The organism is Roseibacillus persicicus (assembly GCF_014651675.1).
GTDB lineage: Bacteria > Verrucomicrobiota > Verrucomicrobiia > Verrucomicrobiales > Akkermansiaceae > Roseibacillus > Roseibacillus persicicus.
The window spans coordinates 348,692-362,508 of sequence record NZ_BMXI01000003.1 but is presented as its reverse complement, the minus strand read 5'-3'; the positions used below and the strand labels follow the sequence as shown (position 1 = coordinate 362,508).

General features: G+C 58.1%; 10 protein-coding genes. 1 reads left to right on the top strand and 9 read right to left on the bottom strand.

Translation table 11 applies throughout. The features are described from left to right. Window positions 1-36 precede the first annotated feature (36 nt). Entirely contained in the window at window positions 37-1,620 is a 1,584-nt protein-coding gene (locus tag IE099_RS05540) for a DUF4331 domain-containing protein (protein ID WP_189568106.1), read from the bottom strand. 20 nt (window positions 1,621-1,640) lie between these two features. After that, complete coding sequence (locus IE099_RS05535) at window positions 1,641-2,144, bottom strand: PEP-CTERM sorting domain-containing protein (RefSeq protein WP_189568104.1); 504 nt, start codon at window positions 2,142-2,144, stop codon at window positions 1,641-1,643. Window positions 2,145-2,289: 145 nt separating this feature from the next. Here IE099_RS05535 and IE099_RS05530 point away from each other — a divergent pair, with 145 nt between their 5' ends. Beyond that, a complete protein-coding gene (locus IE099_RS05530) occupies window positions 2,290-3,612 on the top strand; it encodes an OmpP1/FadL family transporter (RefSeq protein ID WP_189568102.1) in 1,323 nt (440 codons plus the stop codon). Between the two features lie 5 nt (window positions 3,613-3,617). Here the strand turns inward: IE099_RS05530 and IE099_RS05525 are convergent, their stop codons facing one another. The 7 genes from IE099_RS05525 to IE099_RS05495 form a co-directional block, all read right to left on the bottom strand. After that, the gene (locus IE099_RS05525) at window positions 3,618-3,869 is read right to left on the bottom strand and encodes a hypothetical protein (protein ID WP_194598369.1); all 252 of its coding nucleotides are present in this window, start codon (window positions 3,867-3,869) and stop codon (window positions 3,618-3,620) included. 26 nt (window positions 3,870-3,895) lie between these two features. Next, complete coding sequence (locus tag IE099_RS05520; RefSeq protein ID WP_189568098.1) at window positions 3,896-6,181, bottom strand: DUF7133 domain-containing protein; 2,286 nt, start codon at window positions 6,179-6,181, stop codon at window positions 3,896-3,898. 97 nt (window positions 6,182-6,278) lie between these two features. Continuing rightward, complete coding sequence (locus IE099_RS05515; protein WP_189568096.1) at window positions 6,279-7,064, bottom strand: TatD family hydrolase; 786 nt, start codon at window positions 7,062-7,064, stop codon at window positions 6,279-6,281. Between the two features lie 8 nt (window positions 7,065-7,072). Then, window positions 7,073-8,119: a tRNA 2-selenouridine(34) synthase MnmH gene (gene mnmH, locus IE099_RS05510; RefSeq protein WP_189568094.1), complete on the bottom strand. Its 1,047-nt coding sequence runs from the start codon at window positions 8,117-8,119 to the stop codon at window positions 7,073-7,075. A gap of 136 nt (window positions 8,120-8,255) precedes the next feature. Further along, window positions 8,256-9,035 carry a LysM peptidoglycan-binding domain-containing protein gene (locus tag IE099_RS20995; RefSeq protein ID WP_189568092.1) on the bottom strand — a complete coding sequence of 260 codons (780 nt, stop codon included), beginning with the start codon at window positions 9,033-9,035 and terminating at the stop codon, window positions 8,256-8,258. A gap of 441 nt (window positions 9,036-9,476) precedes the next feature. Then, complete coding sequence (locus IE099_RS05500; RefSeq protein WP_189568090.1) at window positions 9,477-10,193, bottom strand: hypothetical protein; 717 nt, start codon at window positions 10,191-10,193, stop codon at window positions 9,477-9,479. 34 nt (window positions 10,194-10,227) lie between these two features. Further along, the gene (locus IE099_RS05495; RefSeq protein ID WP_189568089.1) at window positions 10,228-13,716 is read right to left on the bottom strand and encodes a type IV pilus modification PilV family protein; all 3,489 of its coding nucleotides are present in this window, start codon (window positions 13,714-13,716) and stop codon (window positions 10,228-10,230) included. Between the last annotated feature and the right edge of the window lie 101 nt (window positions 13,717-13,817).

The following is a 13,817-nucleotide window of genomic DNA, read 5'->3' as shown; positions in this document are numbered from 1 at the left end:
TGACTCTCCGGTTGGTTGGGTCTCCCGAATGCTCTCCTAGCGAGAACGAGTCGCTCTTTTGGTGCGGGCGTTTTGTTTAGCTGGAGAACGCTCGGGGGTGGCCGCGGGGGCTGGCTCGGTCGATGAAGCTTCATCTTCAGGAGCCGCAGCACTTCGGGCCGGTGGGGGGGAGGAAAGAGCTGCTTGGCGCTGGCTCACCGTGGTGCCTGCATGAGGGGTTCCCAGATAAGGGAATACCGTGTTGTAAGCCTGATCGTTGTTCGCAACATTGTCACCAACGAGGGTGATGGTCTCGAAAGTCGGACCGCTGGCAATCGCGGACAGGGCGATGTCGACGACGTCATCACCGATGCGGCGACCGTTGGGCCAACCCGCAGCGTCACCACCCACCACGCTCAGGCGATTGAAGCCTTCTTGTCCGGGGAGAGGGACGGGGCCCGTGGTGGTATCAACCCGAACAACATCAGGGATGAAAATGGCAGCCAAGTCGGCGCGCCCAGTTGTCGGCAAGGGACCGTCTCCTTCCGCATCGCCAAAGACGACGACGTTGATGAGAAATGCGAGGTGTGAATTCTCGGCATAGGTCGAGAAAGCGGCATCTCCAGAGGGGGACTTCAAGTTGTAGTTGTCCTTGTCCTTGTTGTGAACGAGCACCTCGTTGAAGAGAGGGTTACCCAAGCGATTGACCTGAATCCAAGGACCCGAGCCCCGAGGCTTTCTACCTGTTGAACGCAAAGTGTATCGCTGGCGACTCACCGAGGCATAGACGCCGACTCCGGTTTGCGCTCCAAGAAGAGGATTGCTGAAACCTGAGGCGGGAAGGGTATTGATGGGAATCTGAAGGGCGTAAGTCAGGACATTGAATCCCTTAAAGCCATCAATGCCATTGCCATCCTGGCCGAAGCCGTCTTCGAGATCATCGTCATTGTCGAGAATGCGGGGATTGAGGAAGTCGAAGATTCCCGGGGTATCCGCGTAGAAGCCGTCTTCACGTGGACCTGCCCAAGCGACCACGCCGGAGGGAAGGGGCGAGATGCCTTGTGCGGTGAGAGGGTCGAGACTGGCGAAGTCTGCCGCGCCCGAGATCGCAAAACCATTGGCATCATTGTAGCCCGGGGTCGTTCGCGCGCCAGCATTGGGAGGCGGCACCGGAAGATCACTTCCGATTACGATTCCGTTTTTCCTAACAGTATAGGTTTGGGTGAAGTTCTGCTGGCTGTCTCCAATCATCTCAATGAGACCAGCGGCGGTGCCGAGACCGTAGGAGAGAATCGTGTTGGGATTCTTAACGGCAGTGACGTCAGAAAACTCGAAGTCGTAGCTGTCGATAACGCTCCCAGTGACGGGGTTGGTGATGTGGATGCTGTATTGCGCGTCGTCTGCGAAGCGTTCGTAGATCACGCCGTCGCCGGGCTCGGAAAAGGGGCGGACACTCACGAGAACGTTGAGGACATTTTGATTGGGATCATCATACTTCGTCCCCACGAATGCGTAGACGTCTGTCAGGTTGGCCTGGGGGTCTTGTTTGATGAGGGGGGCGTCACTGTGGCTGGAGGCGAAGGTGACGCCGGAGCTGAGGATGAGAGCTGCGGAAGCAACTGCGGTGGATCGATATTTCATGATGGATTGGTTTTTTGAGGTTAGGCTTGGCGGCGACGGCGAAGACCGAAGAGGCCAAGAGAGAGGATGGAAAGAAGGGCGGCAGTCGGCTCGGGAATCGCAACCTGATTGACTGACCCCGTAGCGAAGTCCGTATCAGTGAGTCCCTCAAAAAGGGTGAAAGCGGTGCCGGGGGCAGCTGAACTGACGAAGCTGAATCCGTCGTAACTTTGCCCTGCGGCAAAGACTTCCGTATCTCCAAAGAAGCCGAGCGCGGGTGCACTGGCATCGTAGTCTCCGTCGAACCCAGGCCGAATCGTCAGCGAAGGTCCGAGCAGGGAATCGTCTGTGGGAGCGTCGACGAAGTCGAAGGTGAAGAGATCCTCGGGGCAGTTGTTAGTAATCGTGAGCTCGTAAAGATACGTGCCATCGCCTTGGTCGGTGTAGAACAGATCAGCGATGATGGTGGTCGCGAAAGAGTGGGGGACAGCGAGCAGGGTCGCGAGGAGTGCAATTCGCAATGGTCGGGTTGGGGTTCGTTTCATGGCTTTCGAAGGTTGGCGACACGCAACACATTGCGTCTCTCTCCTTCAGCAACGCTGGGTCCCCTTTGATTGGATTCATGAAATTCAATTTTTTCCTCCCCACCTATTCTCGACACTGCCCCGGAATGTCTTTAGTCAGTCAAACATGATTTCAGTTTCCTCTATCCCAAGAGCTATGGTGCTGGGGACCTGGGCCTTTGGGTTGGGGGTCCTCACTGTCTCCGGCAATGGAGTCTTGCGGTGGGGATTCGGCGCGGCGGATTCTGGAGCGGCAGGGGTTTTTGGCGGAACGGGAGGAGATTCTCTTTCGACCATGCAGTTGAATCCGGCGGCTTTGACGAGCTTGCAATCATCGGAGTGGTCCTTGACGGGGCGGGCTCTCATTGGACAAGGAGACTTCGAGAGGAGCGCGGGCGGCAGTTCCCTGGACCGCAGCCTGGGCGCTTTTCCGGAGGCTGCCATCGTCTGGCGCTTGCCCGAGCAGCCCTTGTGGTTCGGTGTTTCCTTTGCTCCCACTTCCGCGCTCCAGGCCGAGTGGAACTATCTGGATATCCCGGCCGAAGGCAGTGGGGTGAGCTATGGCGCGGTGGGGCACGAGAGTGGCTTTCTCGCCCTCAAGACGAATGCGGCTTTGGCTTGGAAAATCAATTCCCAGTGGTCGGTGGGTGCCAGTTTGGGGGCGGTCTACAGTCGGGTCGACTTCGATGCTCCCTTTATCTTCCAAACCAATCCTGCATTGGCGGGGGCCAAGGTGGACCTGGACCTGGAGACTGATGGCTGGGCACTCAGCTGGGATGTTGGGGTGCTCTATGAGCCGACTGAGAGCTTGTCCTTTGGCCTGCGGCTTCGGCCTGAGGTGGAGCTGGATAACGAGGGTTCAGCCTACGCTGACTTTTCAGCGCAGGCGCCCGGGCTCACCGACCCGTTCAACAACTACGATGCTTCTAGTAGAAACGTGCTGCCCCTGATGGTAGGAGTTGGCTTTTCCTGGCAAGCCACCGAGCGCTTGCGCGTGGGTGGCTGGGGGGAATGGTTCCATTGGAAAGATTCCTTCAATGAGTTTGCGGTTGCGCTATCCGATGGCAGCAATGACGAGATCAACGGCGCCATTGGGACCGACTCCCCCGACGACGGGGTTCCGCTGGAGTGGGAGGACCGCATTGTGGTGGCCTTTGGTGCGGAGTATCGTCTTAACGAGCAATGGCTGTTGCGCGGAGGCTGGCGCTATGGGGCCTCTCCGATTCCGAGCAATCTGGTGACTCCGCTCAATGCTTCCATCAATGAGCACGCGGTGACCCTGGGCCTTGGCTGGCAGCGGGAAGACTGGCGCATCGATGCCAGTTACGCAGTCGAGTTTGGCTCCAAGCAAAAGGTCGGAACGAGTGGTTACCGTGCGGCGGAATACTCGAACAGCTCGGTGGACCTAACCGTATATAGCATAGGAGTCGGGGTGACCCGATCGTTCTGATTCGTTCAGGACCGCAGGCGAATCAGGTTGCGGATGCGCTGATGGTCACCCTTTGGAATGGCCTGCGAGAAAGAGACCGAGCCATCTTTCTTGATGACGATGGAGCCTTTTTCACAGGCGCTACTGGCGAGGACCTCTTGAATCTCCCGCAAGGTTGCGGCGCTCATCTTGTCTCCCTTCCAGCGTAGTTCTTTCCCCGCCACCGTGAGCTTGGTGGAGTAGTTGCGAGGGAAGACCCTGTTCCAAAAGCCTTCCATCACGGTGCGGGGTTCGGAGTGGGGGTCTACTGTCCGAGTTCGTCCGCAGTGTAGACCCGACCATTGCGGTCTTTGGTCTGGGCGCGGATTTCGCTCACTGTTTTTTCCAGAACGAGAGGAGCAGAGTTGGACCACTCGGCCCGGAGGTAGGTCATGATATCGGCGATCTTCTTGTCGTCGATGGTGGGGTTCATCCCGAGGCCCGGCATTGCGGCGAGGGGAGTGTATTTCTTGCCATTGACGGTGATGGGACCCTGAAGACCGTGTAGGAGAATCTTGGCGAGACGCTCGGAGTCAGCTGTGACCCACTCGGATTCATCCAAGGGAGGTCCCAAGTTGGGAAGACCCTGACCATCGGCTCCGTGGCAGCCCACACAAGCCGCTTCACCCAAATAGAGTTCTTTCCCGCGAAGGAAAGAGGCGAGGTGCTCGCCATGGAGACGCTTTTCAGCAGGGATGTTTTTTGAGTTCTTGGCAAAGGTGGCCAAGTAGCTGTCCACCTTGGTCTTCGTCTTGGGGAAGGTGGTGACGCTTTGCTTGAGCAGGCCGGTGGTAACGGCCTCGGTAGCGAAGCGGGCTTTGCCAGCCTTTTTCAAGGATTCAACGAGCAAAGGATATTGCTTGGCAGGCAGGGAGCTGAGCAGGCGCAGGGCGTAGGGGCTGGTTGCCAAGTCTGGGCCAACCAAATGGGATGCCGCTTGGGCGAGCTCCGTGCGGTTGACTGCCGGCAGGGTGAGGGCGGCAGCGAGAGCGTGGCTTTGCAAATCGGCGCTCACTCCTTTTTGCAAGAGGGGTAGAAGGTCGGTGGTCTCCAATTGACGGAGGCCGGACAAGGTCCAGAGAATGTGGATGCGGGCGATCTCGTTCTCGTGTTTGGCCAAGCCGTTCTTGAGGGCATCGAAGGTTTCGGGATCGGCGCGTTCGATGAGGAGACGTTGGGCGGTGTCGCGCCACCAACCGTTGGGGTGGGCGAGGGTTCGGAGGAGCTCCTGGGAGCTCGCCTCCGCAAGTTTGGGCTGCGGCCCGCGGGGAGTGTCGGTGTGACGGATGCGATAGATACGACCGAGCTCATAGGATGGAGCCTGCAAACCACGCGACTCATATTGCGCGCGGAGGTAGGACGTCATGTAGGTCTTGTGCTGAATGATACCGTGGTAGTAGTCGACCAGATAGAGGCAGCCGTCGGGGGCGGTGTAGATGTTGACGGGGCGGAAGCGTTCGTCGGTGGAAGCGAGAAATTCGGTGTCCTTGAGAAGATGTTCGCCTTTGAGATCCAGACCGGTGGCTTCAACGCGGGTGGCTTTCACAAGATTGACCACGGACTCGGTGGTGAAACCGACTCCCCGATAGCTTTCGGGAAAGTTGTCGCCGCGATAGATGGCGGGGCCGGCAGCGGCGGTGGTGTTGATGAGCTTGTGAGTCTTGGGATCGATGGTGTCCTGATCGTAGCCATTGGCTTTGGAAATATATCCCCGGTTCACCCCGGGCGTGACGCGGGTGGGGTAGACTCTGTTAGAGCCCAGTTGGGTCGAGCTGTCGGGCTTGAACTTGGCGCTTGAAAAGGCGTCGAGGATATCAGGCAGGAGGCGGTCCCCACGCAGGATGGTGGAGTTGTTGTTGTGATAAAGACGGCCAAAGTCGTCCATGGTGATGCCCCATTGACCTCGGAACTGGGTCGTGTCCTTGGTCAGCTGACCATTTTCCCAGTAGTAGCGCGTGTCGGACTTGGCATTGTAGAACCAGTTGTTGAGATGGCGCATCATGCCGTTGGTGCGGTGCTCGACGTTGCCGGAGGGGGCGTATTGTTCGTCGATGACCCGGGGTTCACCCGTGCGTTCGATGCCGTTGCGGGGAACGAAGAAAAGTCGGGTGTGATCCGCGATGAGGGCACCGCCATCGACCAGCGCGACACTGCGGGGGAGGAGGATGTTGTCCCAAAAGACGGTCCGCTTGTCGACCTGCCCGTCGTTGTCGGTGTCCTGGAGAACGGAGATGCGACCCTGCGGCTTGTCTTCATCATTTCCGTCCAAGTCGGGCATATAACCGCGCATTTCCACCACCCACATATTGCCATTCTCGTCAAAGCTGAGCGCGACGGGCTTTTCGACCAAGGGCTCGGCAGCGACAGGTTCGATCACGAAGCCGTCGGCTAAGGTGAAGGTCTTGAGCGCTTTCTCAACCGTGAGAACGGGCGCGGGGGGAATCAGATCCTCCGGAACCACGGGATTCATGTTGTCGTGGCCGTCCCGATTCCCTTGCTGTGCGAGGAGGGGGGCGGCGAGGAGGCTGGTGGTGAGAAAAATAGCTTTCACTTGGCAGAATCTACAGGTCTTTACGGGATTATCTATCGAAAATTGCCCCCGCTTGTTGGCGAACGCATGCTTTCTGATCCATGCCGCTTCTCCGGGCCTAAGGAGCGATTCTTAGGCGGCCGAGAAAAGTGTGGGTATTTTGCGCGAGAAGTTGCTCCAAATCGGCCACCGGGAGCGCGCGGATTTCGGCAAGGGCGGGGAGGCATCGAGCGAGATTGGCGGGGTGATTCTGCTCGTCGGGCAAGGGGTATTCCAAGAATTCTGGTGGGGGCAGCATGGCGGGGGCATCGCTCTCGATCAGCAGTCTCTCGCTTGGAACCGCCTGGTAGGTCTCTCGAACAGCGGTCTTTCGCTCATGAAGAAAATAGCCGTTGAAGGAGAAGTAGGCGCCGAGTTGGGCGAGGCGGTGCATCATCTCGGTGCTGCCGGAAAAGGCGTGCACGAGGAAGCGAGGCAGCTGTGTCTGCTTTTGCAGAAACTCCAACAGATGTCCCCAAGCCTGCAGGCAATGAATGGTTAGGGGGCGGTCGAGCTCATTGGCGAGGTCGAGTTGGGCTTGCAGGCAGGAGAGTTGGGCGGGGAAATCGTAGGGCTTTTTCCATCGGTCCAAGCCGCATTCCCCGACGGCTGCTCGCGGATTGGCCGTCAGGTGGGAGCGCAGTCTCTCAAGCCATTGAGGGGAGCGGTCCCCGACCAACCAGGGATGGAGGCCAAAGGAAGGAATCAGGGACTCGGGGTGTTTGTTGCAAAGACCCTCGACCGTAGCCCAATCGTTCTCGTGAGTGCCGTTGACCAGCATGTGCCGCACGCCGGAGCCTTCGCACTCTTTTAGAACTTGCCCGGGATTCGCGAGTTGATGGAGGTGATTGTGCGCGTCGATCATGGGGCGCTTTAGGGATTGAGCAGTTGCTTCACGGCTTTCTCAAAATCAGCCTGGTGATGAGAGGGGAGGTGGAATTGGGCGCTTGGCTTTTGATAATTCGACTTTTCGCTTCCAGCCGGGCGGTAGCAGAGGTCGTAGTGATCGCGGAGGATGGATTGCAGGAAGTTCGCCCAGTCTCCGGCATGAATTTGCTCGTGCCAGGCGTCGACCTGCTGATGCCCGCGGAGGGAGCGGAGCCGATCCAAGAGCGCGCACAGGTCTGCGGGCTCGTCGAGGAATCGAGGGTAATCTTCCAAGAGGAGCTGGGCGCGGCTAGGGAGAGGGAGTTGAACCTCGGTGACGGTGGCAGTGGAGAGCTTTTTCCAAAGAGGGGCAGGCAGGCTCAGCGCGCCGATGCGATTGGATTCTGCTTCGACAAAGACGGGCTTGCCGGGTTGGAAGCGGCTGATGGCTTGATGGATGCGATTCTCGAACAGTTTTTGGGCTGGCTGGGGGCCGACATTGCCCAAGAGAGAGCCGCGGTGGTTGGCGAGTTCTTCCAAATCGAGGACTTGGGCCCCAGCTTCGCGCAGATGGTGGAGGAGGCGGGTTTTTCCGGTTCCCGTCAAGCCGCAGATGACGTGAAAGGGGGGGAGGGGCTCCGCGAGTTGGGCCTTGAGATCGTTGAGGACAAATTTCCGGTAGCTCTTGTAACCTCCGTCGACCAGCCGGGCGCGCCAACCCACCGAGCGGAGAATATGCGCGAAAGAGCGGGAGCGCAGTCCGCCACGCCAGCAGTAGAGGAGGGGTTGCTCTTTGCGGTCCCACGTCTTTTCCAGCGTGATGAGGTGATCTGCTACGTTGATGGAAAGGTAGCGGGCACCCAGAATGCGGGCGGCAAAGGGGTCCTGCTTGTAGAGGGTGCCGACTTCCACCCGTTGCTCGTTGGAGAGCACGGGCAAGTTGATTGCGCCGGGCAAATGATCTTCCGCGAATTCCAACGGGGTGCGTACGTCGACGATGCTGGAGAATTCCTCCAGCGGGTAAGGGAGGGCAATGGTTTCAATTTCCTGCATCAGCGAAGGGCTCTTGTGCCACGGTTTGCGGCAAAGGCAAATCCCTAGGCCCAAAATTAAAGGCACCCGGAGAATCCGAAGATCCCACCGGGTGCCATCTCTGCCTTGCCGTTAGAGAATGTTGTGTTCCGTGCGCTTAGCTACCGGGAACGTAAATTTCCGAACCCTTCGCCAAAATGGTGGTGGGCTTAAGCGACCAACCATTGAGCTCGTTGAGCTGCTTGGTTGAGGTGCGGTGCTGGCTGGCCAAGGCACCGAAGGAGATTTCTTTGCTCACCATCACGGAAGAGATGGTCGCGGGGGTTTCCGGCCGCTTTTCCGCAATCATCAGGGGCTTGGGTTGAGGCGCCGGGGTAGGTGCTGCTTTGGGAGCGGGTTGGGTCGAAGCGAGGGCGGGAGAGGGGGTCGGAGCCGGCTTGCTGACCTTGGGGGCAGGAGCCGGGGTCTTGGCAATCACGGGCTTCGGTGCGGGTGCAGGAGTCTTGGCCTTGGGCTTGGGAGCGGATCCAGAGGTCACAATCTTCTGGCCGACCTTGAGCTTGGCAGGATCGAGACCGGGATTGAGGCCGGTGAGCTGCGAAACCGACATGCCATGACGGCGGGCGATAGAGTAAAGGGTCTCACCAGCTTTCACCGTGTAATTGCCGGATGAAGAAGAAGTGCGGGCGGGCTTGGTGCTGGTGGGCTTGGCCTTGGGGGTCGAGCCGGAACCAATCTTGAGAACTTGTCCCACCATCAACATGTTGGGATTGGTAATGCCGTTGTCGGACATCAACTTGCTGGGGGTCGTCCCGTTCTTGCGAGCGATGGACGAGAGAGTGTCGCCTGATTGAACCTTGTAGGTGCTCGCGGCGTTGAGGGAGACTGCCAGAAGAGGCAGCAGGGCGATTTTGAGAAGCTTTGGCAAGGCGTTCATGACGTGGAAGGTTATGACAGAAGTATTTTATACGGTCAAATAAATTTTTAACATTTCCGAATCTTTGTTCAAAAGTTTTTAAAATTGTTCTCCTTGGCCTCAAAAATCGGGCGGGATTCGAGCTCGGGCACCGGGTGGGGCACCGGGTGGGGTGCCGATTGGAATAGCCGTGGGATGGGGAAAAAATCGAGAATTTTATTCCGATAAGTCCGACGGAAGAGAAAGAACGCGGTTGCAGATGAGCTGAGATGTGCGCGCTCTCGAATTTTGGGCGAAAAAGCCTGGGTTGGTCTTTGCCCAGCTCCCGGAATGTCCTGGTGGGCGAGCTGTCGCTTTTTCGCAAACGCGCCAAGGCCGACTTGCCGTCCGTGGAATGGGGCAATGTCCGGCAACCACCGCCGGAGACTTGGCCTGTGGGGGAGTTTGCCCGCGATGAGTGAACTAGGACTTGGGTTCCTCGAACTGAGGCAGGCGCCAGGGCGGAACTTCCTGATAGCAGTTCACCGAGGTGCGGCCATTCTTGGGATTCTGGTAGGCGATGGCGAGATTGCGTAATTCGGGCAGGATTCTCCAAGTGGTGGAGGAGACCGGACGCCATTTGCGGGGTCCTTCCATGGGGACGAAGATGCGTACGGTAGCCTGCTTCAGGTCGTTGACATTGGTGGCCATGGGGATCTTCTCCATTTTGCCCGGAGGAATGGTCATATCATGTTCGCCCAAGGTGATGCGGGTCGGTTCGGGGGCAAGATTGACCAAGATGGTGGAGCCCAGAGGAAAGGCCTTTTCGGTCTCATCCAGCACCAGGATTTGGTAGGGCTTGTCGGCATCGCCCGAGGGAATGAAGATGGCCGCCAGACGATTCCCTGAAGGAAGGGCACCTTCGCCGACTGGTTTGTAAACGGTTTCTCCGGTCTTGCTCGTGACAGGGAGGGAAAAGGTGAGCTTGTCGCCGGACACCTCGGCTTCGATCTGGTCCGAGTAGATGGACTGATACAAGGGGACCGGGGTCGGGACCGGCTTTTCCTTGGTTCCGCCCATGAGCATGACCTCCTTCACGTCGCCAACGCGCTTGAAGCAGAGGGTGCGGAGAGAGATTTGCCGTAGGTCTTGGGCTGGAAGCCATCCGGCCAGAATTAAGAGAAAAGTGAGAGCTCGCATAGGGGAGATAGGGTGATGGGCTTGTGAAGGAGGGTCAAACTTCCTCTTCCGAAAGCCAGCGGAAGGAGCGGACGACAAAGCGGCGGCCAAACTTCTCGTTGATGTCGCTCTTCATTGATTCCTTTTCGCTTTGCGCAAAGTCCTTGGGCTTGGCGTAGAGCGAGTCCTGAGGATCGACGTAGTCGGGGAGGCGCTGGACCACGGCCTCGCAGGTGGCACGGGCGACAATTTGACCGGACTTGTTCTTGGAGTCCCCGTAGGCTCGAACGACGAAGGTGTCTCCGCGCACGGTGAGGGCATTGCCGATTGCTCCAAGGAGATCCGATTGGGTGAGAAAGGCTGCCGATGCGGCCTCGGTATCTCCCACTGCGGCATCCGGATTGGCATACTCGAAGTCGCTGGCCTCATCCTCGGAAACGTAGCGGTCGGAGACTAGCTGTGAGTTCAATCCGGCTTCCTCGATCGCCTGTTGCAGGGTGCCGCGCAGGCTCATGCTGGTTGAGCCGGTCTCGAGGCGTCGGTTTACGAATTCCGAAAGGGAAGTGAAGGGACCACGCAAGCGCACATTTTCCACAATCGATTCGGCGAGGCTTTCAATCTCGCTTTCGCTGAGTTCGCGGAAGCCTGTCCAGCGGGTTTGATTTTCGATGAAGGCTTCGTCGGCGTGAATCGCACCTGAAGGACCGTCGAGCACTCGTGGGAACGCCGCATCGGCACTTTTGACAACATCGGTCTGGAGGCTCGCCGGGTTGAGAAGCGGAATGTCGGCTCCCACATTGGCGCGGAGAAGAGCTTTCCACGCCTCAACGGAAGTAGAATTGACGTTGAAGGCTCCCTTCACGAGTTGGAACGCGGCCGTAGAGGCCCATCCCTGGTCTCGATCCTGATAAAGGTCTACCGCCGAGTCCAAGTCCTGGCTGACAGGCATGTAGGCTTCGGAGCGCGAGTTGTAGGGGATGTCTTGTCCGTTGAGAAAATTTACGAATTCGTCACTCTCGCGCATACCTGAGAGGAAGAAGCGATCGTAGAGGGCATTGTTGGCCAACCAAGCATGGTCCAGGGTGGAGTAGTCGAAGCTAGAATTCGTGCCCACGGCCTGGCCGCTGGGAATGAGCGGGTGGGCGTGGGAATCACCCACGGTCTGCGCAGGCATGGGGAGATGACCGGAGGATGCGAGGTGGGCATTGCGGAACTGTGTCAGGTTCGTGACCGGAGTGCGGGGAATCTCGATGCTGGGATAGTTGGTGAAACCCTTGTCCACGGTCCAACCGGAGAAGAAGAAGGTGCGGGGGTCGTCCTTGGACCAAACCTCTACCGAGCCCACATTATTCGTGGAGCCAGCGGAGGAAAGTGTCGGAAGGAAAGAGATCTCCATCGGCATCTGTGCGGGGTGCGCGGAAGTGATGTCCATATCCAAAACGTTGTGAACAAAAGAAGTCTCAAGGCCGGGACGCGCGGGGTAGAGAGAATCATGGGAAGTGCGGGTCGCCATCGTGAAGACCGCGAACTGCTTGGGTCCGGTCCAGTCCTCCACCGCCGCACTTTCCACATTGGGTTGGAAGAGCTCGTTGTAGCGCCAGGCCTTCTCCCGGGCGTAGGGGAAGGTGATCCCTCCGAGTTCCGGATGTTCTCCTTCTTCAAAAGCTTCCTTCAAGCGCTGTTCGCTTCCGTAGGTGTAGCGATACGCTCCGATCTGCTGGGGACGGCGCGAGCCATTGATGGAGGCGGCAATATTGATGCTGAAGTTGGTCATCGCTTTCCCAGAGCTATCGGTCGGGACCTTGGGGGTGAACTCCACGTTGATGGCGTCCGTGGTGCGGACTCCGAAGGTGCCAGTCTTGGCATCCGGAGCTTGGCCCGCACCGGCGGGGACCAACCAGTCTACGACAAATCCAGAGTTCTGATTATAGCCTTGGCCAGTGGTGATATCGAGGGTCTTGCTTTGGCTGAGCGAGCCTTCGGTCCAGAGGTAATTTGACATTTCACCCCATCGGGTGCCGGCAGGATGATTCAGGCCAAAGACCCGGGATTCGCCGGGAGAGAGAGTAACGGCGGAAGCCGCGGAGCCTCCGGCTGTTTCGGAGAGGGTGCATTGGAAGGAGTCCTCCCAATCCGTCCGGCTTTGGGACGGAATATGCATCTGCGACAAGAGAGCGGGCCTCACGTTCTGAGGAGAGCCATTCCTGAAAAAGCGGAAAGCCAGAGGAAGGTGTTTGAAAGAAACTTGCAGGTTCTGAACCGTGATCGGCTTGGTGTAGGGATTGTAGAGCGTCACCACGGGGGTGTAGATGAGGTAGACCATCTGGTTGCGGCGGGGGTCTCCGGTTTGATTGGGGATAGTTGTTGCCCAGTGATCGTGGGCCTGACGCCCCACCAGGGAAAAGACCACATTGACGCGGGAGACGACCGGGGCGATCACCACTCCGTCTACTGGCACTGGATCGGGAACGTATTCGCGTGTGCGACGGTCTCTGATGAAGGGGCTGTAACCGTCAGGAATGGAAAGGCCAAGAGGAGTGGTTGGCTCGGAATTCGTCCGGTAGAGACGATAGTATTCCCGCAAGGTCGACATGTAGGGTTCCCCTTCGGCCAGAGGCTCGCTGGTCTGCGTGTAGACGAAGCTGCCGGAAGTGGGGTCATTCTCACTTTCGAAAGCGACTGTGAGGTCCTTCTTCAATCCGCCATCCACTGGGTTGGAGAGGACGCCCAGAGACCAGGAGGTCAGGTCGTGGTAGAATTCGCGAAAACGCTGGGAGCTTTGGCCCGTGAAGAGAGAACCTTGCTCAAATGAGGCAATCTTACCCGCTTCCCGCTCTGTCGGAACCCGGCCAACCACGGAGATGGTCTCAGTGCTTGTGCGTTCCGGGTTGCGCAGCCGGTCGCGTTTCACATTCGCCTCGCTATCTCCCTGGTTGGCTAAGTCTGAGGTTTCCGGGAGGTTGAAACGAGCTTTTACGGATTCGTCGATGGTCATCCAGGCTACGCCTCCCTCGCCATTGTTCACTGAGAGAACGCGGGCAGTCACTTCTTCCGGCGCGGCCGAACCCGGGGTGTGGAGTAGTCTGACTTGCTGGGAGTCGCTTCGATCCGTGGGACTATCGGGGGTTGGGCTTTGTCCGTAGGAATCGGAGTTCAGCCAAGTGACGAATTCCCCGTCAGGACTCGTTCCGCCTTGGGAACGATTCTTGATGCTATCCAAATTCTGTCCACCGTTGGGGTCCAGCTTGAGGGACTCCCAGACTCCGGTGAGTGCGGGCGAATCTCCCGGATTTCTCAGGTTGGCTGGGGCTGTAATGCGCTGGTCCGGTCCCGCCGCTTCCTGAAGTTGGCCGATTGCCAGTTGCAGGGCAAGTCGGGCATTGGCGCGGGCCTCAAGTTGGGCCAGGTCGGCTGAACTCGAGCGCAGCACGGTGGCGGACAGGGAAAGAAGCCCTACCGCAATCAGTGACAGGAGGACCATCATCGTGATAGTCGCGATCAGTGAAAAACCGTTTCTTTTCTTTTTTTCTAAGAAGCGTTTCATGAGAGTGGTGGTTTTGGTGTCCAAAGTGTGGGGAGAAAATGCAAATCGTTGAATTACTGCTTTTGTTGGCAGCAAGTGAACTCAAAGAATATCGTTTGTAA

Excerpts from the sequence above, each read along its gene's own strand:
- mnmH (WP_189568094.1), bottom strand. The coding sequence starts at position 8,119 with ATGCAGGAAATTGAAACCATTGCCCTCCCTTACCCGCTGGAGGAATTC.
- IE099_RS05515 (WP_189568096.1), bottom strand. The coding sequence starts at position 7,064 with ATGATCGACGCGCACAATCACCTCCATCAACTCGCGAATCCCGGGCAA.
- IE099_RS05530 (WP_189568102.1), top strand. The coding sequence starts at position 2,290 with ATGATTTCAGTTTCCTCTATCCCAAGAGCTATGGTGCTGGGGACCTGG.
- IE099_RS05540 (WP_189568106.1), bottom strand. The coding sequence starts at position 1,620 with ATGAAATATCGATCCACCGCAGTTGCTTCCGCAGCTCTCATCCTCAGC.
- IE099_RS05525 (WP_194598369.1), bottom strand. The coding sequence starts at position 3,869 with ATGGAAGGCTTTTGGAACAGGGTCTTCCCTCGCAACTACTCCACCAAG.
- IE099_RS05495 (WP_189568089.1), bottom strand. The coding sequence starts at position 13,716 with ATGAAACGCTTCTTAGAAAAAAAGAAAAGAAACGGTTTTTCACTGATC.
- IE099_RS05535 (WP_189568104.1), bottom strand. The coding sequence starts at position 2,144 with ATGAAACGAACCCCAACCCGACCATTGCGAATTGCACTCCTCGCGACC.
- IE099_RS20995 (WP_189568092.1), bottom strand. The coding sequence starts at position 9,035 with ATGAACGCCTTGCCAAAGCTTCTCAAAATCGCCCTGCTGCCTCTTCTG.
- IE099_RS05500 (WP_189568090.1), bottom strand. The coding sequence starts at position 10,193 with ATGCGAGCTCTCACTTTTCTCTTAATTCTGGCCGGATGGCTTCCAGCC.